Annotated in this window: 22 protein-coding genes and 3 tRNA genes; 11 read left to right on the top strand and 14 right to left on the bottom strand. The window is 31.6% G+C overall.

All coding sequences use genetic code 11. From position 1 onward, the window contains the following. Positions 1 to 14 precede the first annotated feature (14 nt). From rpsA to porQ, 4 genes are all read right to left on the bottom strand, one after another. A complete protein-coding gene (rpsA, locus tag BUC03_RS10170; protein WP_073151314.1) occupies positions 15 to 1,826 on the bottom strand; it encodes a 30S ribosomal protein S1 in 1,812 nt (603 codons plus the stop codon). Positions 1,827 to 2,052: 226 nt separating this feature from the next. Continuing rightward, complete coding sequence (locus tag BUC03_RS10165) at positions 2,053 to 3,228, bottom strand: MFS transporter (RefSeq protein ID WP_073151311.1); 1,176 nt, start codon at positions 3,226 to 3,228, stop codon at positions 2,053 to 2,055. 10 nt (positions 3,229 to 3,238) lie between these two features. Then, the gene (gene cmk / locus BUC03_RS10160; RefSeq protein WP_073151309.1) at positions 3,239 to 3,928 is read right to left on the bottom strand and encodes a (d)CMP kinase; all 690 of its coding nucleotides are present in this window, start codon (positions 3,926 to 3,928) and stop codon (positions 3,239 to 3,241) included. 185 nt (positions 3,929 to 4,113) lie between these two features. Beyond that, on the bottom strand, positions 4,114 to 5,133 hold the full coding sequence (porQ, locus tag BUC03_RS10155; protein ID WP_073151306.1) for a type IX secretion system protein PorQ: 1,020 nt from the start codon (positions 5,131 to 5,133) through the stop codon (positions 4,114 to 4,116). 316 nt (positions 5,134 to 5,449) lie between these two features. Here porQ and BUC03_RS10150 point away from each other — a divergent pair, with 316 nt between their 5' ends. The 3 genes from BUC03_RS10150 to BUC03_RS10140 all read left to right on the top strand — a co-directional run bounded on the left by BUC03_RS10150 (position 5,450) and on the right by BUC03_RS10140 (position 7,804). Next, on the top strand, positions 5,450 to 6,727 hold the full coding sequence (locus BUC03_RS10150; protein ID WP_073151303.1) for an ammonium transporter: 1,278 nt from the start codon (positions 5,450 to 5,452) through the stop codon (positions 6,725 to 6,727). 164 nt (positions 6,728 to 6,891) lie between these two features. Further along, a complete protein-coding gene (locus BUC03_RS10145; RefSeq protein WP_073151300.1) occupies positions 6,892 to 7,311 on the top strand; it encodes an RNA-binding S4 domain-containing protein in 420 nt (139 codons plus the stop codon). Continuing rightward, complete coding sequence (locus tag BUC03_RS10140; protein ID WP_073151298.1) at positions 7,298 to 7,804, top strand: phosphoribosyltransferase family protein; 507 nt, start codon at positions 7,298 to 7,300, stop codon at positions 7,802 to 7,804. The genes BUC03_RS10145 and BUC03_RS10140 overlap by 14 nt, the downstream gene beginning before the upstream one ends. On the opposite strand, the gene BUC03_RS10135 is transcribed toward BUC03_RS10140, so the two are convergent. Beyond that, positions 7,793 to 8,314, bottom strand: coding sequence for a shikimate kinase (locus BUC03_RS10135; protein WP_073151295.1), 522 nt, complete (start codon positions 8,312 to 8,314; stop codon positions 7,793 to 7,795). The two genes, BUC03_RS10140 and BUC03_RS10135, sit on opposite strands and share 12 nt — an antisense overlap. A 121-nt stretch (positions 8,315 to 8,435) precedes the next feature. Between BUC03_RS10135 and BUC03_RS10130 the strand changes: the two genes are divergently transcribed. The 3 genes from BUC03_RS10130 to BUC03_RS10120 all read left to right on the top strand — a co-directional run bounded on the left by BUC03_RS10130 (position 8,436) and on the right by BUC03_RS10120 (position 8,733). After that, positions 8,436 to 8,508 (top strand) — tRNA-Lys (locus tag BUC03_RS10130). A gap of 26 nt (positions 8,509 to 8,534) precedes the next feature. Then, positions 8,535 to 8,607 (top strand) — tRNA-Lys (locus tag BUC03_RS10125). 42 nt (positions 8,608 to 8,649) lie between these two features. Then, positions 8,650 to 8,733 (top strand) — tRNA-Leu (locus BUC03_RS10120). Between the two features lie 114 nt (positions 8,734 to 8,847). On the opposite strand, the gene BUC03_RS10115 is transcribed toward BUC03_RS10120, so the two are convergent. Then, on the bottom strand, positions 8,848 to 9,363 hold the full coding sequence (locus BUC03_RS10115; protein WP_073151292.1) for a hypothetical protein: 516 nt from the start codon (positions 9,361 to 9,363) through the stop codon (positions 8,848 to 8,850). A gap of 272 nt (positions 9,364 to 9,635) precedes the next feature. Between BUC03_RS10115 and BUC03_RS10110 the strand changes: the two genes are divergently transcribed. Then, positions 9,636 to 10,592, top strand: coding sequence for a bestrophin family protein (locus BUC03_RS10110; protein ID WP_073151289.1), 957 nt, complete (start codon positions 9,636 to 9,638; stop codon positions 10,590 to 10,592). 45 nt (positions 10,593 to 10,637) lie between these two features. After that, positions 10,638 to 12,281 carry a M1 family metallopeptidase gene (locus BUC03_RS10105; RefSeq protein ID WP_073151286.1) on the top strand — a complete coding sequence of 548 codons (1,644 nt, stop codon included), beginning with the start codon at positions 10,638 to 10,640 and terminating at the stop codon, positions 12,279 to 12,281. 30 nt (positions 12,282 to 12,311) lie between these two features. On the opposite strand, the gene BUC03_RS10100 is transcribed toward BUC03_RS10105, so the two are convergent. The 6 genes from BUC03_RS10100 to holA form a co-directional block, all read right to left on the bottom strand. Then, on the bottom strand, positions 12,312 to 13,415 hold the full coding sequence (locus BUC03_RS10100) for an AMP-binding protein (RefSeq protein WP_073151283.1): 1,104 nt from the start codon (positions 13,413 to 13,415) through the stop codon (positions 12,312 to 12,314). A gap of 55 nt (positions 13,416 to 13,470) precedes the next feature. Further along, positions 13,471 to 14,418, bottom strand: coding sequence for a CPBP family intramembrane glutamic endopeptidase (locus BUC03_RS10095; protein WP_073151280.1), 948 nt, complete (start codon positions 14,416 to 14,418; stop codon positions 13,471 to 13,473). A gap of 2 nt (positions 14,419 to 14,420) precedes the next feature. Then, positions 14,421 to 15,461 (bottom strand): o-succinylbenzoate synthase, encoded by a 1,041-nt coding sequence (locus BUC03_RS10090; RefSeq protein ID WP_073151277.1) that lies wholly within the window; start codon positions 15,459 to 15,461, stop codon positions 14,421 to 14,423. Further along, positions 15,461 to 16,141, bottom strand: a complete 681-nt coding sequence (locus BUC03_RS10085; protein ID WP_073151274.1) for a metal-dependent hydrolase — start codon at positions 16,139 to 16,141, stop codon at positions 15,461 to 15,463. Before BUC03_RS10085 ends, BUC03_RS10090 begins: the two co-directional genes overlap by 1 nt. Positions 16,142 to 16,245: 104 nt before the next feature. Next, positions 16,246 to 17,148 (bottom strand): 1,4-dihydroxy-2-naphthoate octaprenyltransferase, encoded by a 903-nt coding sequence (gene menA, locus BUC03_RS10080; protein ID WP_073151271.1) that lies wholly within the window; start codon positions 17,146 to 17,148, stop codon positions 16,246 to 16,248. After that, complete coding sequence (gene holA / locus BUC03_RS10075) at positions 17,148 to 18,158, bottom strand: DNA polymerase III subunit delta (RefSeq protein ID WP_073151268.1); 1,011 nt, start codon at positions 18,156 to 18,158, stop codon at positions 17,148 to 17,150. The genes menA and holA overlap by 1 nt, the downstream gene beginning before the upstream one ends. A gap of 36 nt (positions 18,159 to 18,194) precedes the next feature. Between holA and BUC03_RS10070 the strand changes: the two genes are divergently transcribed. From BUC03_RS10070 to BUC03_RS10060, 3 genes are all read left to right on the top strand, one after another. After that, a complete protein-coding gene (locus tag BUC03_RS10070) occupies positions 18,195 to 18,641 on the top strand; it encodes a type I restriction enzyme HsdR N-terminal domain-containing protein (RefSeq protein ID WP_073151265.1) in 447 nt (148 codons plus the stop codon). A gap of 9 nt (positions 18,642 to 18,650) precedes the next feature. Beyond that, positions 18,651 to 19,655 carry a glycosyltransferase family 2 protein gene (locus BUC03_RS10065; protein ID WP_073151262.1) on the top strand — a complete coding sequence of 335 codons (1,005 nt, stop codon included), beginning with the start codon at positions 18,651 to 18,653 and terminating at the stop codon, positions 19,653 to 19,655. A gap of 76 nt (positions 19,656 to 19,731) precedes the next feature. Then, on the top strand, positions 19,732 to 20,586 hold the full coding sequence (locus BUC03_RS10060) for an OmpA/MotB family protein (RefSeq protein WP_073151259.1): 855 nt from the start codon (positions 19,732 to 19,734) through the stop codon (positions 20,584 to 20,586). Positions 20,587 to 20,650: 64 nt separating this feature from the next. On the opposite strand, the gene BUC03_RS10055 is transcribed toward BUC03_RS10060, so the two are convergent. Beyond that, on the bottom strand, positions 20,651 to 21,310 hold the full coding sequence (locus BUC03_RS10055) for a uracil-DNA glycosylase family protein (RefSeq protein ID WP_073151256.1): 660 nt from the start codon (positions 21,308 to 21,310) through the stop codon (positions 20,651 to 20,653). Positions 21,311 to 21,490: 180 nt separating this feature from the next. Further along, positions 21,491 to 24,943 carry a pyruvate carboxylase gene (locus tag BUC03_RS10050; protein ID WP_073151254.1) on the bottom strand — a complete coding sequence of 1,151 codons (3,453 nt, stop codon included), beginning with the start codon at positions 24,941 to 24,943 and terminating at the stop codon, positions 21,491 to 21,493. Positions 24,944 to 25,063 lie beyond the last annotated feature (120 nt).

The raw sequence follows: 25,063 nt of genomic DNA, 5'->3' as shown, positions 1-25,063 counted from the left end.
AAATGTTGAGAAAATTATTTCCCTTCCATTTTATCTTTTAAAGCTTGAAGATCTGCGTTAGCATCACCTAATGTTGGCTTGCTATCTTCTTGTGCTTTTTTAGCTGCTTGCTTAACAATCTTAGCCTCTTCTTCTTTATGAATAGACATATGAGATGCTACCACTCTTTTAAATTCTTTATTGAATTCAATGATTAAGAATTCTGCTTCATCACCTTTACCAAGTTTAGAACCATCTTCTTTCTCTAAGTGACGTGTTGGTACAAAAGCAGTAATATCTTCGTTAAACTCGATAGTTGCTCCTTTGTCTACCATTTCATCAATTGTTGCAGTATGTTTAGTACCTACAGCAAATTCAGTTTCGTATTTATCCCAAGGGTTTTCTTCTGTTTGTTTGTGACCTAAGCTTAGTTTACGTCCTTCAACATCAAGTTCAAGAACAACAACTTCTAACTTATCTCCTACGTTACAGAATTCTGATGGGTGCTTAATTTTCTTAGTCCAAGAAAGGTCTGAGATGTAAATTAAACCGTCGATACCTTCTTCTAATTCTACAAACACACCAAAGTTAGTGAAGTTTCTCACGATACCTGTGTGACGAGAACCAACTGGGTATTTAGTAGTAATATCTGTCCAAGGGTCTGGAGTTAATTGCTTAATACCAAGAGACATTTTACGCTCTTCTCTATCTAAAGTTAAGATTTGCGCTTCTACCTCATCACCTACATTTACAAAATCTTGAGCTGAACGTAAGTGAGTACTCCAAGACATTTCTGAAACGTGGATTAACCCTTCTACACCTTCTGCTACTTCAATAAATGCACCGTAATCTGCAATTACAACTACTTTACCTTTTACTTTATCTCCAACTTTTAAGTCTTCATCTAAAGCTTCCCAAGGATGTTTGTTTAATTGTTTAAGACCTAATTGAATTCTTGTCTTAGCCTCATCAAAGTCTAAGATTACTACATTCAATTTCTGATCTAACTCAACAATCTCGTTTGGATGGTTGATTCTAGACCAAGAAAGATCTGTAATGTGAACTAAACCGTCAACTCCACCAAGATCAACAAACACACCGTAAGAAGTAATATTCTTCACAGTACCTTCTAATACTTGACCTTTTTCTAATTGACCAATAATTTCTTTTTTCTGCTCTTCAATATCAGCCTCAATAAGTGCTTTATGAGATACAACAACGTTTTTAAATTCGTGGTTGATTTTCACAACTTTGAATTCCATTGTTTTACCTACGTAAGCATCGTAATCTCTAATTGGCTTCACATCTATTTGAGAACCTGGTAAGAAAGCTTCGATACCAAATACGTCTACAATCATACCACCTTTAGTACGACATTTAACGAATCCGTTAACAATAGTAGCTTCTTCATGTGCTGCATTAACACGATCCCAAGCTTTGATAACACGAGCTTTACGGTGAGAAAGAACTAATTGACCTGTTGCATCTTCACGCACATCAATAAGTACTTCTACTTTATCTCCTACTTTTAAATCTGGGTTGTAACGAAATTCGTTAAGAGAAATAACTCCCTCACTCTTTGCGTTGATATCAATAATTGCATCACGATCTGTAATGTTGATTACTGTACCTATAACTACTTCATCATCTAAAGTATCTACAAAGTTTTCTGCTACTAACTTTTCAAACTCTTCTAGTTTTTCATCATCAATAGGGTCAATTCCTTCTTCGTAATTGTGCCAGTTGAATTCTGCTAAAAACTTTTCAGCGTTTTCTGTTTTTGGTTGAGAGTCTGCAGCCATTCCAGCTACATTCTTTACTTCTAAATCTTTGTTTTCTTCAGCCATTGCTGATAAATAAATTTGTATTCTATATTCTTCGGAAGAATTATTTAGCTAAAACATAGAAGTTTTAATAAATTATTTTTATCTTTCCTTTTCTCTTTCCGATAAAGCCATTAAAAAGGGGTTGCAAAAATACATTTTATTTTTTGATATTCAAATAATTACACAAATACATTTTAATGAAATTATTGTATTTATAAATTTTAACTAAATATTGATTTTCAAACAATTAGCTATCTACTTCTATTGGTTTTTTAAAGAATAGATGAACCACTAGTATTAGCAAGGTATAAATTAAGCCTAAAGTAGCTACTCCCGTCCATTTATAAATTTCCCAAGCGTAAGCTCCAGTAGTTGTACCTACCGCACCACCAATAAAATAACCTACCATATAAATGGTATTTATTCTATTTCTTGCTTCTGGATTTTTAGAAAAAATAATATTTTGATTGGTTATATGTAGAGATTGTAAACCCATATCTATAAAAACAACACCTATTACTAAACCTACTATAGAGTTACCTGAAAACTCAAAAACACTCCAAGCTACAATCATAACCAGAATTGCTATCGTAATTAATCGGTTTTTATTTATTTTATCACTTAATTTCCCTGCCCAAGTTGCAGCTAAAGCACCGCCAATACCTAAGAGCCCAAAGGTACCTGCTACGCCACTTCCGTAATTAAAAGAATCTTCCATTAGAAAAACCAAGGTGGTCCAAAAGGCGCTAAAACCTGCAAAACCCAACCCTCCTCTTAACGCTGCTAACCTAACAGAACTTTCGGTTTTAAAATAATCCCAAAGAGAATTCATTAATTGACCATAACTACCTGTAAAATCTGAAGTAAGATTGGGAAGTTTAAAAATTAATACAATAGCATACAGTAGCATAATTCCGCTAGCAATAAAGTACATTTCACGCCATCCTAAATATTCTCCCACATAACCACTAATAGATCTACTACCTAAAATACCTATTAACAAACCACTCATTACAATACCTATAGCTCTTCCTTTATCTTTTTTTCCTGCTAATTGTGCTGCCATAGGCACAAATAATTGCGGTACCACAGAAGAAAAACCTATACAGAAACTAGCAATTGTTAGAATAAATAAGGAAGAAGAAATTGCTGCTACTAACAAAGAAGCAATAATGGCAATAAAATCTATTAAGATTAGCTTTTTTCTATTGAATTTATCTCCTAGCGGAATAATAAATAACAAACCAAAAGCATAACCTAGCTGTGTGAATAGTGGTATATTACTTACCGCAGACTCTGATACTTTAAATGTTTGAGCTATTAAACTTAAAAGAGGTTGATTGTAATAATTATTAGCCACTACTAAACCAGCGCCAATAGCCATTAAATACAATAAAGAATTAGAAAGTTTTTGTGACGGCATTTATATTACTCTATTGGTCTATAATATTTTTAGCCAAAGAAAGAATTTTTTCAAATTGCTCTTCCAAGCTTAACGCAGAATTATCTATCACTACAGCGTCTTTTGCTTTAATTAACGGGGAGTCTTTTCTGGTAGAATCTATATGATCTCTGCTTTTTACATTTTCAAAAACATCTTCATAAGTAACTTCTTCTCCTTTTTGTTTTAGCTCATCAAACCTTCGTTGTGCTCTAGTTTCTGCAGAAGCAGTCATAAACAGTTTAAGCTCTGCTTCTGGAAAAACAACCGTGCCAATATCACGACCATCCATGACAATTCCTTTTTCTTGCCCTAGTAAATGTTGTTGTTCTACTTGCTTTTTTCTTACTTCTGGTACCGTTGCTACCTGACTTACAAAGTTAGATACGTTTAAAGTTCTAATTTCATTTTCTACATTTTCTCCATTCAAATAAATTTCTGCAAAGCCTTTTTCTGGGTTAAATTGAAATTTTAGTTGAATGTTTACTAAACTTTCTACCAACTTAGTTTTATCAAAAAAATTATCTGTTATTAAATTATTACGCATTGCGTATAAAGTAACTGCTCTATACATTGCCCCAGTATCTACATACACATAACCTAAGGTTTTTGCTAATTGTTTAGCTACGGTACTTTTTCCGGTAGAAGAATACCCATCTATGGCAATAATAATTTTTTTCATCTGTATTTTTTTGGCTGTATTTTAGAACGATGCAAATACACTTTAAAAAGTGCTACTTTAAGTAGTATTAGCCTTGCGAAAATATAAAAAACCAAGCAACTACCTCGTTAAACTTTTACTATTGTTACATAGAAAAGCTGCTCGTAGTATTTGAAATGATTTATACTGAAATGAAGATTCTAAAATTAATTTAAGTCTAAATTAAGTCCAAAAAAACTTGAATTAGCAGCACTACTATAGCGAGCATAGGTGTAACTCAACCTTAATTTATTAAATTTCACAGAAAAGCCACCGCTTAAACCAGCAAAAGATCGTTGGTCTACAATTCTTAACTCTTCCCCTCTTCTAAAGTTATACCCTAATCTTATATTAAAGCCTCCTTCAGGAAAAAGCTCTGCTCCTACAATGGTATGTCTTAGTATATTATTAAAAAAACCAGGATCGTCTGCAATAGTATTACCGTCTAAATCTGTTTCATCTCTAGCACTATTACTAAATGCTATATTCCATTGTTGTAAATTTTCTAATGTAAGATGCCATCTTATAGGCACACCTTCTGCTAATTGAGATATCCCAACATCTACTTCTAAGGGTAAATCTTCATGAGTTTCATAATAGGGAGTAAACTGCGTACCTATATTTCTAACCACACCAGAAACAACTAAATCCCAGTCATCATATAAATAAGTAACTCCTAAATCTATTGCTCCTCCAAAAGAACTATATTGCTCTAGCTTAGAAGATATTAACTTTACATTAGCACCTACGTAAAAATCTGACCAAGGTATGTTGTACGCGTACCCTACAGATAATGCTGCTTCACCTCCGCTAAAATCACCTGTTGCTTCCCCAGTTTCATCATAACCATTAAATGTACCATAATTTACATAAGTTACTCCTGCATGAATTACTTGAGTTCTTCTATCTATTAAATAAGCATAAGATGCTGTACCGTAATTAACATCACCTATATAATTAACATAGTTTAAAGAGACATTATTATCCATCTGGTAATTAATGGTAGACGGATTGTAGATCCCTGAAGTTGGGTCATAATCGTAAATGGTAATATTTTTACCACCTAATGCAGCTTGACGTGGACCTGCTACTAGATTTAGAAACTGATAGGTACTCTGACCTCCTATTTGCGAATAAGCTTCGCAAGTAGTGAATATTAGTAGTAAATAAACCCAAAATCTCGGCATAGCGGCAAAAGTAATTATTTTACATTTCTTTAACGGAAATGTTTTGGTATTATTTTTAAAATGTAAAGATTACCAATTATAAAGAAGCAATTGTGCGAAAATTTTTTCAACAAAAAACGCCGCAAAAAAACACCTTTTAATATGGTATTTTGATTTTTTTTAACCAAAAATCAAAATATTCATTTTTTAAACCTCAAATTTTCATAAATCGTTAATCTAGAATTTATGTGAGTAATTATATTTCAAATACTTACAATAAATTATTAAATTGCTTTCTTAATTTTTTAACAATTTCAGAATAATTAAAACTTAACCCATGAAAAAGAAGATATACTTTATTGTTCTTACAATTTTAGTGATTATCAATCTGTTCCACCTTCCAGGATCTCCAGAAGAAGCGGCAAATATAGACACTGGTGATACTGCTTGGATGTTAGTTTCTGCTGCATTAGTTTTATTAATGACACCAGGACTTGCATTTTTTTACGGAGGAATGGTGAGCAAAAAAAATATTATATCCACTATGCTTCAAAGTTTTGTTGCATTAGGTGTGGTAAGTATTTTATGGGTTACTGTCGGGTTTAGTTTGGCTTTTGGAGATAGTATAGGAGGTATTATAGGAAACCCAATGACGTATTTTAACTTTAACGGTGTTTCTTTAGCTCCAAATCCAGATTTTGCTGAAACTATACCGTTTTTATTATTCGCTTTATTTCAGTTAAAATTTGCTATTATAACACCTGCATTAATTACTGGTAGTTTTGCAGAGAGAGTAAGATTTAGAAGCTATATTCTTTTTATGGTGTTTTTTGTTCTTATTATTTACACTCCGTTAGCACACATGACTTGGCACCCTGACGGGTTATTAAGAAATTGGGATGTATTAGATTTTGCGGGTGGTACAGTAGTACACATGTCTGCTGGGTTTGCAGCATTAGCCGGAGCTGTATTTTTAGGTAAAAGACGTAAAAACATACACAACCCATCTCAAGTACCTTATATAATTTTAGGTACTGCTCTTTTATGGTTTGGGTGGTTTGGTTTTAATGCAGGATCTGCTTTAGGTGCTAATTTAGATGCTGTAAGTGCTTTTGCTAATACTAATTTTGCCTCTGCCGCAGCTATGACTGCCTGGATTTTCTTTGATATGTTTAACAAGAAAAAAATGTCTGCTACTGGAGCTTGTATAGGTGCGGTAGTTGGGTTAGTTGCAATTACTCCTGCTGCAGGATTTGTAACCATTGGGCAAAGTATTTTTATAGGTTTTATTTCTGCTATAATTAGTTGGTATGCGGTACAAATTAAAAACAAATCTGGTTTAGATGATACGCTTGATGTTTTTCCTTGTCACGGAATTGGAGGTGTATCTGGAATGATTTTAACTGCTGTTTTTGCTAAAGATGTAGGATTAATTTATGGACAAACTACTACTTTTATTCATCATATAATTGCTCTTTTAGGGGTTGGTATTTTTACCTTCTTTGGAAGCTTACTTTTATATAAAATTGTAGATATGATTACTCCTATTAGAGTAGCAGAAGACAAAGAATTACAAGGTTTAGATTTATCTCAACACGGAGAAAGTGTAGATTAAGCCTAAAATAAACAAACTCTAAGCCCTATTGATTTTTCAATAGGGCTTTTTTAATATTAAATAAATGAGTACCCAGTTCACTCCCTTTTGCAGCATTAGATAAAATATAGCTCACAAAACACATTTTTCTTATATTTTTGTACTACTAATAAAAAGTACTTTATATGCGAGTAGATAAATATTTATGGTGTGTACGCTATTATAAAACTAGAAGTATTGCCACTAACGCTTGTAAAAAAGGACACGTTAGAGTAAATGGAGATATTGTTAAACCCTCTAGAGATGTTTACCCTACAGATAAGATTGAAATTAGAAAAAATCAAATTAATTATATAATAGAAGTTTTAGATTTACCTGCTTCTAGAGTTGGAGCTAAATTGGTTAATATATATTTAGTAGATATTACTCCAAAAGAAAATTTAGAGAAACTAGATCTTTTAAAATACTCTCAAGATTACTATAGAAAAAAAGGAACAGGAAGGCCTACTAAAAAAGACCGAAGAGAATTAGACGATTGGTTTGAAGAAGACACAGATAGCAAACAAGAAACAACAGAACAAAATAAAAAAGATGACAACAGCTAAAACTACATTAATCTTAAATCACGAAGAGATTGAACATAAAATAAAAAGAATGGCTTTTCAAATTTATGAAAGCAATGTTCATGAGTCTGAAATTATTTTAGCAGGAATAGCAAAAAACGGATTTATTTTAGCTGAAAAACTTTACCAACAACTTTTAGAGATTTCAGATTTAAAAATCAAGCTTTGTGAAGTTAAATTAGATAAAAAAAACCCGTTAAGTGGTGTAAAAACATCTTTACCCGTAGAAGAATATAAAGAGAAATCTATTATTTTAGTAGATGACGTTCTTAACTCTGGCTCTACATTAATTTACGGAGTAAAGCATTTTCTAGAAGTACCATTAAAAAAGTTTAAGACAGTTGTCTTAATTGATAGAAGCCATAAAAAATATCCGGTAAAAGCAGATGTAAAAGGTATTTCTCTATCTACTTCTTTAAATGAAATGGTTAAAGTTAGTTTTGGCAAGACCAATAAAGCTGTTTTAGTAGAATAAGTTGATAATTTCATCACTTAATTCTTCAGCACTTTTATCATTAGCGTCTATAATATAATCACTTTGTAAGTAATAGTATTGTCTCTCAAAAAGATGCTTTCTTACATACTCATCTAGCAATTCTTTACTAGAAAGATGACTTATTAGTGGACGCTGATGAGTTTCACTCCATAATCGATTGGTTAAATTTGCTGCGGTAAGTTTTAAGTAAACCAATTTCAAATCTTGTGTTTCTTTTAGCATTTGCAAATTATTTGCATAACAAGGAGTACCTCCTCCTAAAGAAAGAACAGATTCATCTAAGTTATCTAATAAGTTTTTCAAGATTAAATTTTCTTGTTTTCTAAAGTATATCTCCCCTTTTTGAGTAAATATTTCAGAAATAGACAAATTTTCTTGTTTTTCTATTTTAAGATCTGTTTCTACAAAATTTAAACCTTTTTTACTTGCTATTAACTGGCTTACAGTACTTTTACCACAACCCATATACCCACACAACGCAATTTTCATAATTTCCAATTTATCCAAAAGTCAACTTTTTTTTAGAAATTTCAAAATAAACTCAAAAATGTCTTGATAAATTGAGAAAACTACTTATATTTGCACCCGCGTTAGCAAAACGAATATTATTGATCTGGTAGCTCAGTTGGTAGAGCATCTCCCTTTTAAGGAGAGGGTCCTGGGTTCGAGCCCCAGCCAGATCACTTTTTTATTGTTCTTTACACATTATGATCTGGTAGCTCAGTTGGTAGAGCATCTCCCTTTTAAGGAGAGGGTCCTGGGTTCGAGCCCCAGCCAGATCACTTTTCTAATTTATCTTCTTATTAATTAGAACCCCTCATTAAGCCCAGGTGCTGGAATTGGTAGACAGGCATGGTTGAGGGCCATGTGTCCATTAGGGCGTGTGGGTTCGACTCCCATTCTGGGCATTTTAAAATTCATTTTTTTATCCAATTATTATTTCTCTCAATTAGTATAAAGTAGAATTTCTAAAACTTTATTAAAAGTGTATTTAAGTTATTGTAAATCTTCATTTACTTTAATTACAATAGAGAAAACTTTATATTATTCATTAACCGCCAACTACCACGTATTTTATATGACTTTTTTAATATTATAAGAAATTTCTTATTATCACTTTCGCATTCTAAAGTAATATCTCCTCTCTCAACATCTATATAACGATCTGGGTTAGAAGCGTAACTTATCTTTGTTAGAACCATATTTTCCCAAGCTACACCAAAAGACTCTCCCTTTTTAATTATCTTTTTAAAATTTACACTTAAATCCCTTTTAAAATCAGCTATAATTGTATCTGCAGAAGGAATTTTTTCTTCAGGTTTTTTAGCTTTAGCTAACAGAATAATGTAGTTAACATCTTTTTTATTAGACAAGCTCTTTAAAATTATCTTTTCTTTCTTCTTTTTAAAAGCTTTAAATACATTTTTAACAATTTTAGTATCTTCAAAATTATCTTGTGAAAATGCTGGGTTATAAATAAAAAAAGAAATGATAAAAAATAAAATGTATAAACGGGTAGGTAACTGTTGTGCTTTCAATTATTAATTGTTTTTTTTTCAGAACAAAGATAACAGAAGTTATTTTTAGATAGCCTTTTAGTTGCTACCGTTTATATAGCTTTTAAAATATATAGTAAGAAAAAAAATTAGCCCAATCATCTTCTTACCTACGATTTAAACATATATCAAAAAATTTCGTAATTAAAAAAATTTATTCCCCCATATAATTACTCATAAATATTACATAAAGTAATTCTTGTTAGCTTTAAAGTTCAAGTTTATTTGTTATTTTTCGAAGAAAATATTTTTATATGATTGTAACAAAGAATTTAAAATGGAAACACGTATTATTTTATACTTGGAAGAGCTTACTTTACTTTCTTTGTTTATCTATTTGTGTGTACATTCTTCACGTAGAGTTTGGGTATGAGTTTTTAAGTATTCCGTTTAATGCGGTAGCCACACTTAGTACTGCTCTAGCCATTTACTTAGGTTTTAAAAATAATAGTGCTTATGATCGTTGGTGGGAAGCTAGAAAAATATGGGGCTTACTGGTAAATTATAGCAGAGCGTGGGGTCGTGAAGTTTTAAATTTTGCCATTACTACCAATAAAGAAGAAGAACCCGAATTAAAAGCCTGGAAAAAGAAAGTAATTTATAGACACATAGCTTTTGTACATGCGCTGAGAGTATTTTTAAGAATTAGACACGCTTATAATAAAATCTCTTCAGAAATTATTGAAGACTCTAACAGATATGAAGATATAGATGATTTTGTGTCTAAAGAAGAATATTTAGATTTTATAAAAAAAGAAAATCCGCCTAATTATTTATTATTGCTGCAAACAGAAGATTTAAAGTATGCATATAAAAGAGGATGGCTTTCAGACTATAGATTTGTAAAACTAGACGAAACCTTAACGCAATTTAATAACCACCAAGGGATGAGTGAACGTATAAAAAACACTCCCCTACCTAGACCATACAGTTTCTTTTCTAGAGTTTTTGTGTATTTACACGGTACATTAGTTCCCTTTGCTTTTATAGAAGAGTTAGGTTGGTTAAACATTCCGTTATCATTAATTATTAACTTTATATTTTTAGCCTTAGATCAAATTGGAGAACGTACAGAAGATCCTTTTGAAAATAGAATGGACGATACTCCATTAACCGCTATAAGTATTACAATAGAAGGTAATTTAAAAGAAATGATGGGAGACCCAAATATGCCTAAAAAAGCAAAACAAATAGAAGGAGTTGTATTGTAACTCTGTTTCTACATTTTATTATTACTATTGACAATAAAATTTTTTATGAGGTTTTTTTTCTTACTATTATTTTTACTTGTAACTCAAACAAATTTTGCGCAAGTACTAAGCCACAAAAACGGTGTATACACTAGAGCAGATAGTCTTCGAGGCTCTTTAAGACCAGAAAGAACCAATTATGATGTATTAAAATACAACCTATATGTAAAAGTTGATATTGACAATAAATTTATTTCTGGAGTAAATAAAATTTCTTTCCGTACGGTAAATAACCTTAAGAAAATGCAACTAGATTTATTTGAAAATATGCAAATAGACTCTATTAAATACCGCGGAAAAAACTTAAAATATACTAGAGAGTTTAATGCAGTTTTCATCACTTTTGAAGAATCTATCCAAAAAAATAAAGAGCATACCATAGATTTTTATTTCTCAGGAAAACCAATTGTAGCAAATAACCCACCTTGGGATGGTGGTTTTATTTTCACAAAAGACCAAAATGGTAAAGATTGGGTAAGTGTAGCAGTACAGGGTACAGGAGCAAGTTTATGGTACCCAAATAAAGATCATTTAAGTGATGAACCGGATGAAGTAGAAATTCACGTAGCAGCACCAAATGGTTTAATGAATGTTTCTAACGGAAGGTTTTTAGGTAAAGAAAAAATAGATGATAATTACACCGTATGGAACTGGAAAGTGACCAACCCTATTAACAACTACAACATCATTTTGAATATTGGAGATTATGTAAACTTTTCTGATCAATATAAAGATTTAGATCTAGATTATTACGTTCTCTCTTATAACCTAGAAAAAGCTAAAAAATCTTTTAAAGAAGTAATCCCAATGATGGATTGTTTTTACGATAAAATAGGTCCTTACCCTTTCCCAGAAGACTCTTATAAATTAGTAGAAACTCCTTTTTTAGGTATGGAGCATCAAAGCGCTGTAGCCTATGGTAATTTTTACACCAAAGGTTATATGGGTAGAGATTTATCTGCCACTGGGGTAGGTTTAAAATGGGATTATATTATTATTCACGAATCTGGACACGAGTGGTTTGGCAATAGCATAACTGCAAAAGACATTGCAGATATGTGGATTCACGAGTCTTTTACTTCTTACACAGAAGCTATTTATATTGAGTGTCGTTGGGGTTTAGAAGATGCTTTAACATACTTAAATGGTACTAAACAAACAATGGTAACTAACCACTCTTCTATTATTGGAGATTATGGTGTAAATAGCGAAGGTTCTGGAGATATGTATTTTAAAGGTGCTAATATGATTAACACCTTACGCTTTATTATTAACGATGATGAAAAATGGTGGAATATATTAAAGAAATTTACCACGCAGTTTAAACACACCACTACAGATACCTCAAATGTTATTCAGTTTTTTGAAAAAGAAACAGGTATAGAGTTAACAGCTTTTTTTAATGAATATTTACGTTATGCGCAAATACCAAAACTTCAGTTTAAAAAAGAAAGCAACCAGATTTATTATCGTTGGCAAGCCAATCAAAATAATTTCAATATGCCGGTAGATTTAGTTACTAATAACCAAAATACAAGAATTTACCCTAACAATACTTGGCAAAAATTAAGTAAGAAAATTGCTAAAAAAGATTTTGAAATAAATTTAAAAAAGTTTTACATCACTACTAATTTGGCAGAAATAAAATAAGCCTTAATCACTTACTTTACAATGAAAAAATTAAGCTAAACGTGCCTTTAATGTATTTATTCGATTTATTTTACCAGTGTGCGTTTCTTCAAACTTTTCTACAAAATAAATTTTCTTAGGTCTTTCAAATTTATCTAATTCTTTAGAATGTTGAATTTCTTTTTGAAGATGCTTCAATTCTTCTTCATTAAATTCTGCTTCTATAAACAAAACTAATTTTTCTCCCAAAGCATCATCTGGAAGAGAAGTGACAAAAAAGCGTTGTAAAATAATTTTCTGTAATTTTTTCTCTACTTCTTCTGGATGTATTTTTACGCCTCCACTATTAATTACGTGGTCTACTCTTCCTTTCCAAAAGAATTTTTTATAGGTAATTAACTCTACCACATCATTAGTAACCACAACCTCATCTGCTACTGCTGGTGCTTTTATCAATAAACAATTTCTATCATCTTGTGCTATAGTTACATTGTTAAGCACCTTAAATGGAAGTTGTTTTTTTCGACTTTTTTTAGAATTTATACGGCGTGCTGCAATATGAGTAACCGTCTCTGTCATTCCGTAAGTTTCGTAAATTTTAGTAGGTATACCTTGCACTAATCTTTTTAAATGAACCGACACTGCGCCACCACCAACAATTAATTTTTGTATTAAATGAAGTCTCCCTAAAGAATTATCTAATTGAAAAGGAGTCATAGCACAAAAATCATAACGTTTATACACCTGATCTAACGGATTTGATTTTGGCTGCACACTATCTATATGCCAACCTAAAACCATAGCACGCACCAACATCATTTTACCTGCAATATAAGAAGCTGGTAAACATAACAATGCCGTAGTTTGCTCTGGTAGTTTAAAAAACTTACCTGTGGCTTTGGCACTATTTACCATATGCTCTTTACTAACTTTAATTATTTTGGGAGTACCAGTAGAACCAGAAGTTTTTACTTCTACATAATCTTTTTCATCAAGCCAATCTAAAATAAACTCCCCTATTTGCTCTTCATAAGGTTCTCCTTCATTAATATATAAATTAGCTAGCTGAATTAATCCAGCTTCATTTAATTGATTCTTATTAAATTGAAAATCTTCGTGCAATCTCGGTGAGTAATAGTTATTAATTTCTGTCATTACCAAATATGCATTTTCAATTATAAATTAGCGTTACTAAAAGATGAAGTTACTTTTAAATTTCGTTTAATACTGAGTCTTCTGTATTTTCTGGCAACTCAATAGTACCTATTAATTTTTCTTTCCAATTTTTCCATTTGTATACTTTTGCCATAATTAACAGAAAAATAGGATAGATAATGATTACTGGTAAAATCACCTGAAATCCTGCTGTAGGAGTAGAAACATCTTTTAAAATAGATTCTGTTTGAAAAGCAGTCCAATCTGCAGTTACTAATAACACTCCAACCAGATTATTACCCGCATGAAAACCTAGCGCAAGCTCCATACCCTCATCCATAAGTGTCATAATTCCTAATAACAAACCAGTACCTATGTAATAAATCATGATAATATTACCTAGTTTATCTACTTCAGGATTAAAAAAATGTAACCCTCCAAAAATCACAGAAGTAAGCAATAAAGGAAACCATCTATTCTTGGCTAAAATCCCGAAACCTTGCATTAAGTAGCCTCTAAACACATATTCTTCTACACTAGTTTGTATAGGTACCATTAAAATAGCTATGACACATAGTATTGCAAAAGATACTGGTTTAAAGTTTAGTACATAATGTTCTGGATTATTACTGTAATCCCAATATGTACTTATAATGGTAAAAAGTGCGATTAATGTAAAACCAAATGCTATTCGTTTCCAATCAATTTTTTCTCTACTAGTAGTAAGTTTTACAAAAGGTTGATGGTGTAAAAATTTAGTAACTAAAACTATTCCGCCCATAGCAAATACAAAAGACAATAGTAATAGAAACAGGTTTAAATTAGAATCTAATACCTGCATTAAATCTGCTTCTGTAGCTCCTAAAATACCAAATCCTTTTTTATATAATATGGCAAATGTAAATGGCAACTGGCCAATTACAGAGGCTACAATAATTATTAAAGAACCTATTAAATATCTCCAAAATTGGTGATAATACTTAAATGCTTGCGCTATAAACATATTTATAAAATTGAATTAATGTCCCAATTTTCTTTGGGATTATAAGTAATAGTTTCTCCTTTTATCTGTAGTGGGCTTTCTATATTATTGGTGTACAAACTACCAGTACCTAAACCTTGTGGCATATGGCTGTCTTGCATAAAAGTATATTGGCTAATAGCATTAAGACCTATATTACTTTCTAAAGCACTAGTTACCCACCAACCTATTTTATGCTTTTCTGCTAAATCTATCCACTCTTGTGTACCTTTAAATCCACCAATTAAGCTTGGTTTTAAAATAATATATTGAGGCAGAATGCTTGCAAGTAACTTGTCTTTATCTGAAGCAGAAAAAACACCTATTAATTCTTCATCTAAGGCAATAGGCAATGGAGTTGTGGCACAAAGTTGCGCCATTTCTGTAATTTGACCTTGTTTTATTGGTTGCTCTATACTATGTAAGTCTAACTCGCTTAAGAGTTTAAGTTTTTGTAAAGCTTCTTTGGTAGAAAATGCTCCATTAGCATCTACACGTAATTCTATTTCTAAGGCTGAATATTTTTTTCTTATAGATTGAAGTAAAGCTATTTCTTTTTCAAAATCAATGGCTCCAATTTTCAATTTAATGCACGAAAACCCTTGTTCTAATTTCTGCTGAATTTGCTCTAGCATAAAAGCCTCTTCTCCCATCCAAATTAAACCATTAATTTTTATGCCTTTTTTTCCTTCTGTAAATGCTGAAGGAAATAACTGAAAAGGATCTTGAGCTTCAAAAGATTTTAAAGCCATCTCTACCCCAAATTGAATAGAGGGAAATTCTACAAGCTGCGCTAGTAAATCTTCTAGAGGTAAATGTATATTTTCACAAACCCATTGTATTTTTTCTTCATAATCTGGACGATCGTCAATACTTAAGGTTCTTAAAATCCCGCATTCTCCAACGCCTATTTTTTCTCCTTCTTGTAAAATTAGAAACCAAGTTTCTTTGGTTCTCAGTACACCTCTTGAGGTTCCGCTAGGGCGTTTAAAGTTTAAAATGTACTTTTTGTATGTTGCTTTCATTAAATTTCTATACTCTCACCAATTGCTAATAAATGAAGTGTTTTTTCTTTCATTTTAAATTTTTCTTTGGCTAAATCGTGATCAATTTCAATATAACCAAACGTATCGTAATGACAGCCCAAAATAGTATCACATTCTACAAAATCACTAGCAATTACAGCATCATCTACTCCCATGGTAAAGTTATCTCCAATTGGTAATACCGCTAGATCTAATTTAGTTCTCATCGGGATAAGTTTCATATCCATTGTTAAAGCTGTATCTCCCGCTACATAAATATTACCTTCTTCCGTTTCAAAAACAAAACCACCTGGTTGCCCGCCATAGCTTCCGTCTGGAAAAGAACTGGTGTGTATTGCATTTACATATTTTACTGTTCCAAACTCAAATTGCCAGCTTCCGCCGTGATTCATTGGGTGAACTTCTATGCCTTTTTCTTCGTAATGGTTCGCTATTTCAAAATTACTTACAATTTTAGCGCCGGTGTTTTTGGCTATTGCTTCTGCATCTAGCGTATGGTCTTGGTGCGCATGCGTTAAAAAGATATAATCTGCTTTTAGCTTTTTAATATCTACTTTATCTTTTGCTAGATCGCTTCCTGTAATAAAAGGATCTATAATTATATGTTTACCAGCTACTTCTAAGGCTAATGAATTTTGACCGTAAAATGTAATTTTCATAACAAATTGATTTAATTTTTTCTGTGTAAATTAATAAAATTTAGTCTGTTTTTTTATTCTTATTCACACTTTAATAACATATCTAAATAAAAGAATATTTTTAATTATAGATGCACCGCTATTAAAAAGAGAATCGAAAATAAAAAAGTACTTAAAGCTACTTTTTTTAATTCTGGATCTAACTCTTTTGGTACTTGGTTACCTGCTACCTTTTTTAAATGAATAAGTAAAGGAATAAACGCAACAAACGTAAGACTAAGCATATAATATTTTGTTGAAAAAATATAAATTAATTGCGCTAATAAACTCACCAAAATAAGAGAATAGTGATAAATTTTAGCCTTGTCTTTACCTAGCATAACTACTAGGGTATTTTTCCCTGAGTTTTTATCACTAATACGGTCTCTCATATTATTTAAATTGAGTACCGCGGTACTTAATAAACCTACGCTTATGGCTGGTAAAACTAGTAATAAAGATAAATTTTGACGATACAAAAAGAAGCTACCTAAAACGCTTAATAAACCAAAAAATAAAAAGACAAATACATCACCTAAACCTCTGTAACCATAAGCACTTTTGCCAACTGTATATTTTATGGCTGCTCCAATAGAGGCTAGCCCTAAAACAAAAAATAAAACCGAGTATAAAAAATTTTCTTTTCCAAAAGCTAAATAGATTAAAATCAAAGCAAAAATCATAGTTATTACAGAGGTAATTACCATTGCTTTTTTCATTTCTTTATCGGTAATAATTCCGCTCTGTAAAGCACGCATTGGCCCTACTCTTTCTTCATTATCTGTGCCTTTTACCCCATCGCCATAATCGTTGGCAAAGTTTGAAAGTACTTGTAAACCTAATGTAGTAAGTATAGCAAATACAAATATTTGCCAAGAGAAAGCCTGGTATTCTATAGCAAGTGCTGTACCAGTGATTATTCCTGCGACAGATAATGGCAATGTTCGTAATCTTGCTGCTGCTACCCAAGTTTTAAATTTAACTCCCATTATCTTCCTATTGATGCTTTTATTAATATCTCTTTAAATAAGTCTGCCGTATTTGCGCTATTAGCCCCTACTCCTTTTCCTTTAGCATCTACTTCTCTTAGTTTTTCTACAATACCACTTACTTCTTTCATTTTATAATTTTTAGCAGCAATAGCATAATCTTTTACAAAAAACGGATTTACCCCCAAGGTCTTAGCCACATTTGCTTTATCGTGGTTAGCTAAACTATGGTATTTTAAAATTTTAGTGAAAAAGTTAAATAGAATACCTGTAGTTAATAAAACAGGATGCTCTCTAGGGTTTTGTGAGAAATAATCTATGATACGGAATGCTTTTTTAAAATCTTTACCTCCCAATGCCTTTTGTAACTCAAAATTATTGAAGTCTTTACTAATCCCTATATTCTCTTCAATAAGTTCTGGTGTAATTTGAGAGCCTTCAGGTAAAATTAACTGTAACTTTTGTAATTCATTATTAATTTTACCTAAATCTGTACCCAAAAACTCAACTAATAATAAAGATGCTTTAGGGGTAATACTATAGTTTTTTCCCTGTAACACTTTACTTATCCAATCTGGTATTTGGTTTTCATACAAAGGTTTGCTTTCAAAAACAACACCTACTTTGTTTAGAGTTTTGTAAAGAGCTTTACGTTTGTCTAACTTTTTATATTTATAACAGAATACCAAAATTGTAGATGGCTGCGGATTTTCTGCATATTTGGCTAGCTTTTCTATAGTACGAGATAAATCTTGTGCTTCTTTTACAATTACTAACTGGTATTGAGCCATCATAGGAAAACGCTTTGCAGAAGAAATAATATCTTCTACACTCACGTCTCTACCGTACAAAACAGATTGGTTAAACCCTTTTTCTTCTTCTGTTAGCAAATGTTCTTCAAAATATTTAGAAATAACATCTATATAGTAAGGCTCTTCTCCCATTAAAAAATAAATAGGTTTTACTTCTCCTTTTTTTATATCTGCTACAATTTTCTTTACTTGCTCCATGAAGGGTTTTTAATCTGAATGATGTAATTTTAACCAATGGTAAAACTTAACTTTCCGCCTTATCAATTTCGCTTCAAAAATAGCGAAAATAAAACGGCTATATTTGATGTACTAAGAAAAAAATTTGTCATTCTTACTCCAGAAGAATGGGTACGACAACACACTATTCAATATTTAATTCACGAGAAAAACTACCCTAAACAATTACTTAACGCAGAAAAACAACTTAAAGTGAATAAGTTAACCAGACGTTACGATATTGTTGGCTACAACCCAAACGGTAGTATTAATTTAATTGTAGAATGTAAAGCACCTTCTGTAAAAATTACACAAGAGACTTTTGATCAAATTGCGAGATATAACCTTTCTTTACAAGCAGAGCAATTAATGGTAACCAATGGTTTATCTCATTATTATTGCCAACTAGATTATGAGTTAGAAAAATATCATTTTTTACGAGAAATCTCAGCTTATTCCCTTTAATTTGCAATTGTGAAAATAGCCATTGTTATACTAAACTGGAACGGAAGAAAACTTCTGGAAACTTTTTTACCGTCTGTGGTAAATTACTCTAAAGAAGCTAGAATTTATGTAGCAGATAATGCTTCAGAAGATGACTCTGTAGCTTATGTTAAAAAAACTTTTCCGCAGGTTAATATCATTCAAAATAAAACTAACGGAGGCTATGCCAAAGGCTACAATGATGCGTTGCAATATTTAAATGAAGACATTTTTATTCTTTTAAATAGTGATGTAGAAGTAACTCCTAATTGGTTAATTCCTATTATTTCTCATTTTGAAAAACATACAAATACCGCAATTGTACAACCTAAAATTTTAAACCATCAGCAAAAATCTACGTTTGATTATGCTGGTGGCAGTGGTGGTTTTATAGATAGTTTAGGTTACCCTTTTTGTAGAGGAAGAATTTTTCAAACTTTAGAAAAAGATACAGAACAGTACAATAATGCGTGCAAAATTAGTTGGGCAAGTGGTGCTTGTCTAGCAATTAAAAAAGAGGTGTTTTTTGAAGCAGGACAACTAGATGAAGATTATTTTGCGCACCAAGAAGAAATAGATTTATGTTGGCGCGTACACCATTTAAATTACGAAATCTGGGCAATTCCAACCTCTACGGTTTATCACTTAGGCGGAGGTACTTTACACGCAATGCACCCAAAAAAAACATTTTTAAATTTTAGAAATAGTCTTTTTAATCTTGTGAAAAACAAAAAAAGAAATGTTTTTTTTAGTGTTTTTACTAGAATGATTTTAGACGCACTTGCTGGAGGTAAGTTTTTAATAGAATTAAAGCCAAAACATTTTCTCGCAATTTTAAAAGCTCATTTTAGTTTTTACATTCATTTACCTAAAATGATAAAAAAAAGAAAGTCTAGCTATAACAATAAAGAAAATTTTACCTCGTTAAAATCTATTGTATGGCTTTATTTTATTAAGAAGAAAACAAAATTTAGTCAATTAAAAAATGTAAGCTAAATAATTGTTAATCCTTAAATACCATCTTGCATTTTTAATAGCTTTGAACCCATAATTAATTTTAAAAATAACTATGATGAATAGAGTTTTTTTATTTTCTGTACTATCAGTACTAATGTTCACTTCTTGTGTATCTAAAAAGAAATATACTGAGCTTGAAGATAAACAAAAGGAGACTCAGGATTTGCTAAACACAGCAACCGTAAAGCTTAACTCTTGTTTAGAAGATAAAGAAACCAAGGTTTCTTATTTACAAGATCAAGTAAACACATTAAAGAAAACAAACAATGCCTTATTAACTAATCAAGGTGATTTAGCTACCTTATCTAAAAAAGGTGCTGAAAATTTAGAAAGATCTTTAGAAAGTATTAAAGAGAAAGATTTACAAATTAAAACAATGCGTGACGCAATCAATAAAAAAGATTCTGTTACTCTAGCTTTAGTTACTAGCTTAAAAGGCGCTCTAGGTAATATTAACGATGAAGATATTGAAATTAATGTTGAAAAAGGAGTAGTATTTGTTTCTATCTCTGACAAACTTTTGTTTAGAAGTGGTAGTTACCAAGTATCTAACCGTGCAAGAGAAGTGTTAGGTAAAGTTGCAACTGTTGTGAAAAACAAACCAGAATTTGAATTTATGGTTGAAGGACATACAGATGCCGACCCAATTAAAACAGAATGTATTCAAGATAACTGGGATTTAAGTACTAAAAGAGCAACTTCTATTGTTAGAATTCTACAAAATGATTTTGGTGTAGATCCTGCAAGAATGACTGCTGCTGGTAGAAGTGAATATATTCCATTAGAATCTAACGATACTGCTGCTGGTAAAGCTGCTAACCGTAGAACTAGAATTGTGGTTCTACCTAAGTTAGATCAATTTTACAGTATGATTGAAGACGGAATGAAAAAAGCTTCTGAACAGAAGTAATCACCCTCAACTAATATAAAAAAGGCTACCTATTGGTAGCCTTTTTTTGTTGGATAACATTTAATTATTTAAAATAAGGTTGATACTGTAACACTCTAAAATCTAACGTACTCATTTCTGGGTTTTTCTGTTTTAAATATTTGTAATACTGCATCCCGCCAACTGCTCTATTTGCAGCTCCAGACGGCGCTGTTAGAGACACAGTGGTAATCACTCGATTATCTAAATTAAATTGATGTATTCTAGGTACCTCATCACTCACTTTTTTAAGTTGAATTTCTTTATGGTCACGAATATGTTTTCTAAAAAAATACTCCGGACCGTTTTTGCTGTTTCCACCGGTGAAGAGTAATGTTTCTACAGATGGGTTTTCTTTTAAGATCTGTATCATATTCCGTAGTTTCACTTCTTTCATTCCTAAATCTGAAGCATCTATTTTTTCTCGCAATGCATAATCTACCATATCACAAATACCAATATGGTTGTTCTTTAAAAAATTTTTTCTTTGCTGAATTGCTTCTTGAGTCGTTTCAAATTGAAGATTTAGATTAAAAATTCTATCTAAAATAATCCATAACTGTCCGTCACGGCTTCCGTAGCAAAAATCTACATCGCCATCTTTTAATTCTCCCGTTGTAAACCTAGGTGGTGGCAATGTACCAACTATTAACTTTTTTGTTTCTTTAGGAATATATGGAGCATAAGGATGCGTGTGCTTAAACAAAATTTTTCTTTTTTAATATTGAATATAAAAGAACCTTCCAAATACTGAAAGGTTCTTTTTGGTTATTTATTAGATCGGGCGGAGTAAAAAGATGCTGAACTTTATTTTGATTCTCATTAAACCTCTAAAACTCTTGAGGTGACATGAGTTTTAATCTCTCTATCCCGCTCGAGGTAACATTTACTTCAACTCAACTACTAAATCTTCACTAAACACCATAGTACCTGGTTTTAGATAGATTTTTTTAACTGTACCTTCTCCATTAGAAGTAATGGTAGTTCCCATTTTCATGGCTTCAATCACAAATAAAGGTTGATTTTTAGTTACCGTATCACCCTCTTTTACCATCATTTCTGAAAGTGAGCCTTGTAACGGAGCAGCCACGTGTTTCTCGTTAGATTTATCTGCTTTTACGTGTTCTACTTTTTCAACTTTAACAGATTTGTCTTTCACCTGAATGTTTCTAGTTTGTCCGTTTACTTTAAAGAAAACAGTAACCATACCAGCTTCATCTGGTGCCGTAGTAGAAATTAAGGTAATTAATAAAGTTTTACCTCTATCAAGCTCAACAATAATTTCTTCTCCAATCTCCATTCCGTAGAAAAAATCTTTGGTAGGTATATTCATCACCTTACCATACTTTTTATAGTGCTCATATAAATCTGTAAACACTTTTGGATAAAGTTTATAGGAAAGAAAATCTGTAATTAACAATTCTCTATCTAATCCTTCTGAAAACTCTTTTTTAAACTCTGCAAATTCTTTATCAAAATCTACCGGCTCTAAGTGAGCATTTGGTCTATCTGTATAAGGTTTTTCGTCTCTTAAAATTATTTTTTGAACCTCTTTAGGAAAACCACCAACTGGCTGACCTAAATCTCCTCTAAAGAAACTTTTTACAGACTCTGGAAAAGAAAGGGTATTACCTTTTTTATAAAAATCATCAATTGTTAAATCGTTGCTCACTAAAAACTGAGCCATATCTCCTACCACTTTACTACTAGGGGTTACTTTTATTACATCTCCAAAAAGTTCATTTACTTTTCCGTACATATCTGTAATTTCATGAAAACGATCTTTTAGCCCTAGTGACTCTGCTTGAGGCACTAAATTTGAATATTGACCTCCTGGAATTTCATGCTTATACACTTCTCCTGTACCTGCTTTTAAGCCCGACTCAAACGGATAGTAATAATCTCTCACGGTAGTCCAATAATTAGAATATTCATTTAATTTTTGAACATTCATTTTATTTTCACGTTCGTGATAATTCATTGCCTCTACTAATGAATTGAAGTTTGGTTGTGATGTTAATCCAGACATCCCTGCTAAAGAAACATCTACCACATCTACTCCTGCTTCTATTGCTTTAATGTAGGTTGCAGATTGTATAGAAGAAGTATCATGCGTATGTAAGTGAATTGGAATAGAAATTTCACTTTTTAATGCAGAAACTAATTCTGACGCGGCATAAGGCTTTAACAAGCCAGCCATATCTTTAATTGCTAAAATATGTGCCCCAGCGTTTTCTAAATCTTTAGCTAATTGCAGGTAGTAATCTAAGCTATACTTATTGTTTTTAGTTTGAAGAATATCTCCCGTGTAACACATAGAAGCTTCTGCAAGACCTTTTGTATTTTTTCTTACATATTCTATACAAGGTGCAATAGATTGCATCCAGTTTTGAGAATCAAATATTCTAAAAATATCTACTCCATTTTCCCAAGCTTGTTCTACAAATTTTTCAATTAAATTATCTGGGTAAGCAGTATACCCCACACCATTAGAACCTCTAAGCAACATTTGAAACAGTATGTTAGGAATTGCTTTTCTAAGTTTTTGTAAACGCTCCCAAGGGTTTTCTTTTAAAAACCTCATACAAACATCAAAAGTGGCTCCTCCCCAAACTTCCATACTAAATACTTCTGGATGATTTTTAGCAAAACCTTCTGCTACTTTCATCATATCATAAGTACGCATTCTAGTTGCTAATAAACTTTGGTGCGCATCTCTTAATGTGGTATCTGTAAAGTGAATTTTTTTCTCTTCACTTAACCATTTAGAAAAATCTTCTGGACCTAAATCTGTTAATAAGTCTTTTGTTCCTTTTTGGTAAGGACTCTTAGTATCAAACTTTGGTACTGTTGGGGTGATTAATTTTTTGGTTGGGTCTGTGTATTTTACATCTACATTTCCATTTACAGTTACATCTCCTAAAAAATTCACCATTTTGGTAGCTCTGTTACGAGGTTGCTGAATTTCAAATAACTTAGGAGTATTTTTAATGTAATTTACAGTAACCTTACCTTCTCTAAAAGTTTCATCTTTTAATATATTATCTAGAAAAGCCATATTGGTTTTTACACCACGAACTCTAAACTCTGCTAAAGCTCTACGCATTTTTCTACAAGCACCTTCTAAAGTACCGCTATTAGCGGTAACTTTTACCAACATAGAGTCAAAAAATGGAGAAATACTCACTCCTTGATAAACACTCCCCGCATCTAAACGAATTCCGAATCCAGAGGCACTTCTATAGGTAGAAATTGTACCGTAATCTGGTTTAAAATCATTAGTAGGGTCTTCTGTAGTAATTCTACATTGTACAGCAAAACCTTCTGTAGATAATTTTTCTTGACTTTCTATATTTATTTCTTCGTCAGATAATTGGTGACCTTCTGCAATATATATTTGAGATTTCACAACATCTATACCAGTTACAACTTCTGTAACTGTATGTTCTACTTGTATTCTTGGGTTTACTTCTATAAAATAAATACTACCATCATCGTCTACCAGAAATTCTACTGTACCAGCATTGTTATAATTTACTGCTTGGCAAATTGATAATGCGTATTGATAGAGTTTATTTTTGGTTTCTTCATTTAACCCTAAAGATGGAGCTATTTCTATTACCTTTTGGTAGCGACGTTGCACAGAGCAATCTCTCTCAAACAGATGTACCATATTTCCGTGGTTATCTGCCAAAATCTGAATCTCTATATGTTTTGGATTTTCTACAAATTTTTCAATAAAAACCGTATCGTCTCCAAAAGCATTACCTGCTTCACGTTTAGATTCTGGAAATGCTTTTTTAAGTTCGTCTTCTGTTCTAATTACCCTCATCCCACGGCCTCCACCTCCAGAAGCTGCTTTTAACATAATAGGGTAACCAATATTTTTAGCTTCTTTTAAAGCTATATCTATACTAGTAAGCGCTTCTTTATTACTCTCTATTACTGGTACATTATTTTTTACTGCTACTTCTTTAGCAGTAACTTTATCTCCTAAAGATTTTAATACAGAAACTTTAGGACCAATAAAAGTGATACCATTATCTTCACAGGCTTGAGCAAAACTAGAATTCTCTGAAAGAAAACCATACCCAGGGTGAATAGCATCAATATCATTCTCTTTAGCAATTTCTATAATTTTATCTATATCTAAGTAAGGTTTTAAAGGCTCACTATCATCTCCTATTTGATAAGCTTCATCTGCTTTATATCTATGCAAAGAATAACGATCTTCATAAGTATAAATACCTACCGTACGTAACCCCATTTCTGTACATGCTCTAAATATTCTAATAGCAATTTCACCTCTATTGGCAACAAGAACTTTTTTGATTTTCATTTGAATGATTTGATTTATAGAATTGAGTAAAAAAGATGATTTAAGTCATAAAATCATCATTATGGTAATATCGGAAATATTCTGTAAAACGTAAAATCTTCACTTTAACATTAGCAATAT

It is taken from the genome of Mesonia phycicola (genome assembly GCF_900141885.1).
In the GTDB taxonomy this organism is placed as follows: Bacteria; Bacteroidota; Bacteroidia; order Flavobacteriales; family Flavobacteriaceae; genus Mesonia; species Mesonia phycicola.
The sequence above is the reverse complement of the archived record's forward strand: the minus strand, read 5'-3'. Positions and strand labels throughout refer to the sequence as shown.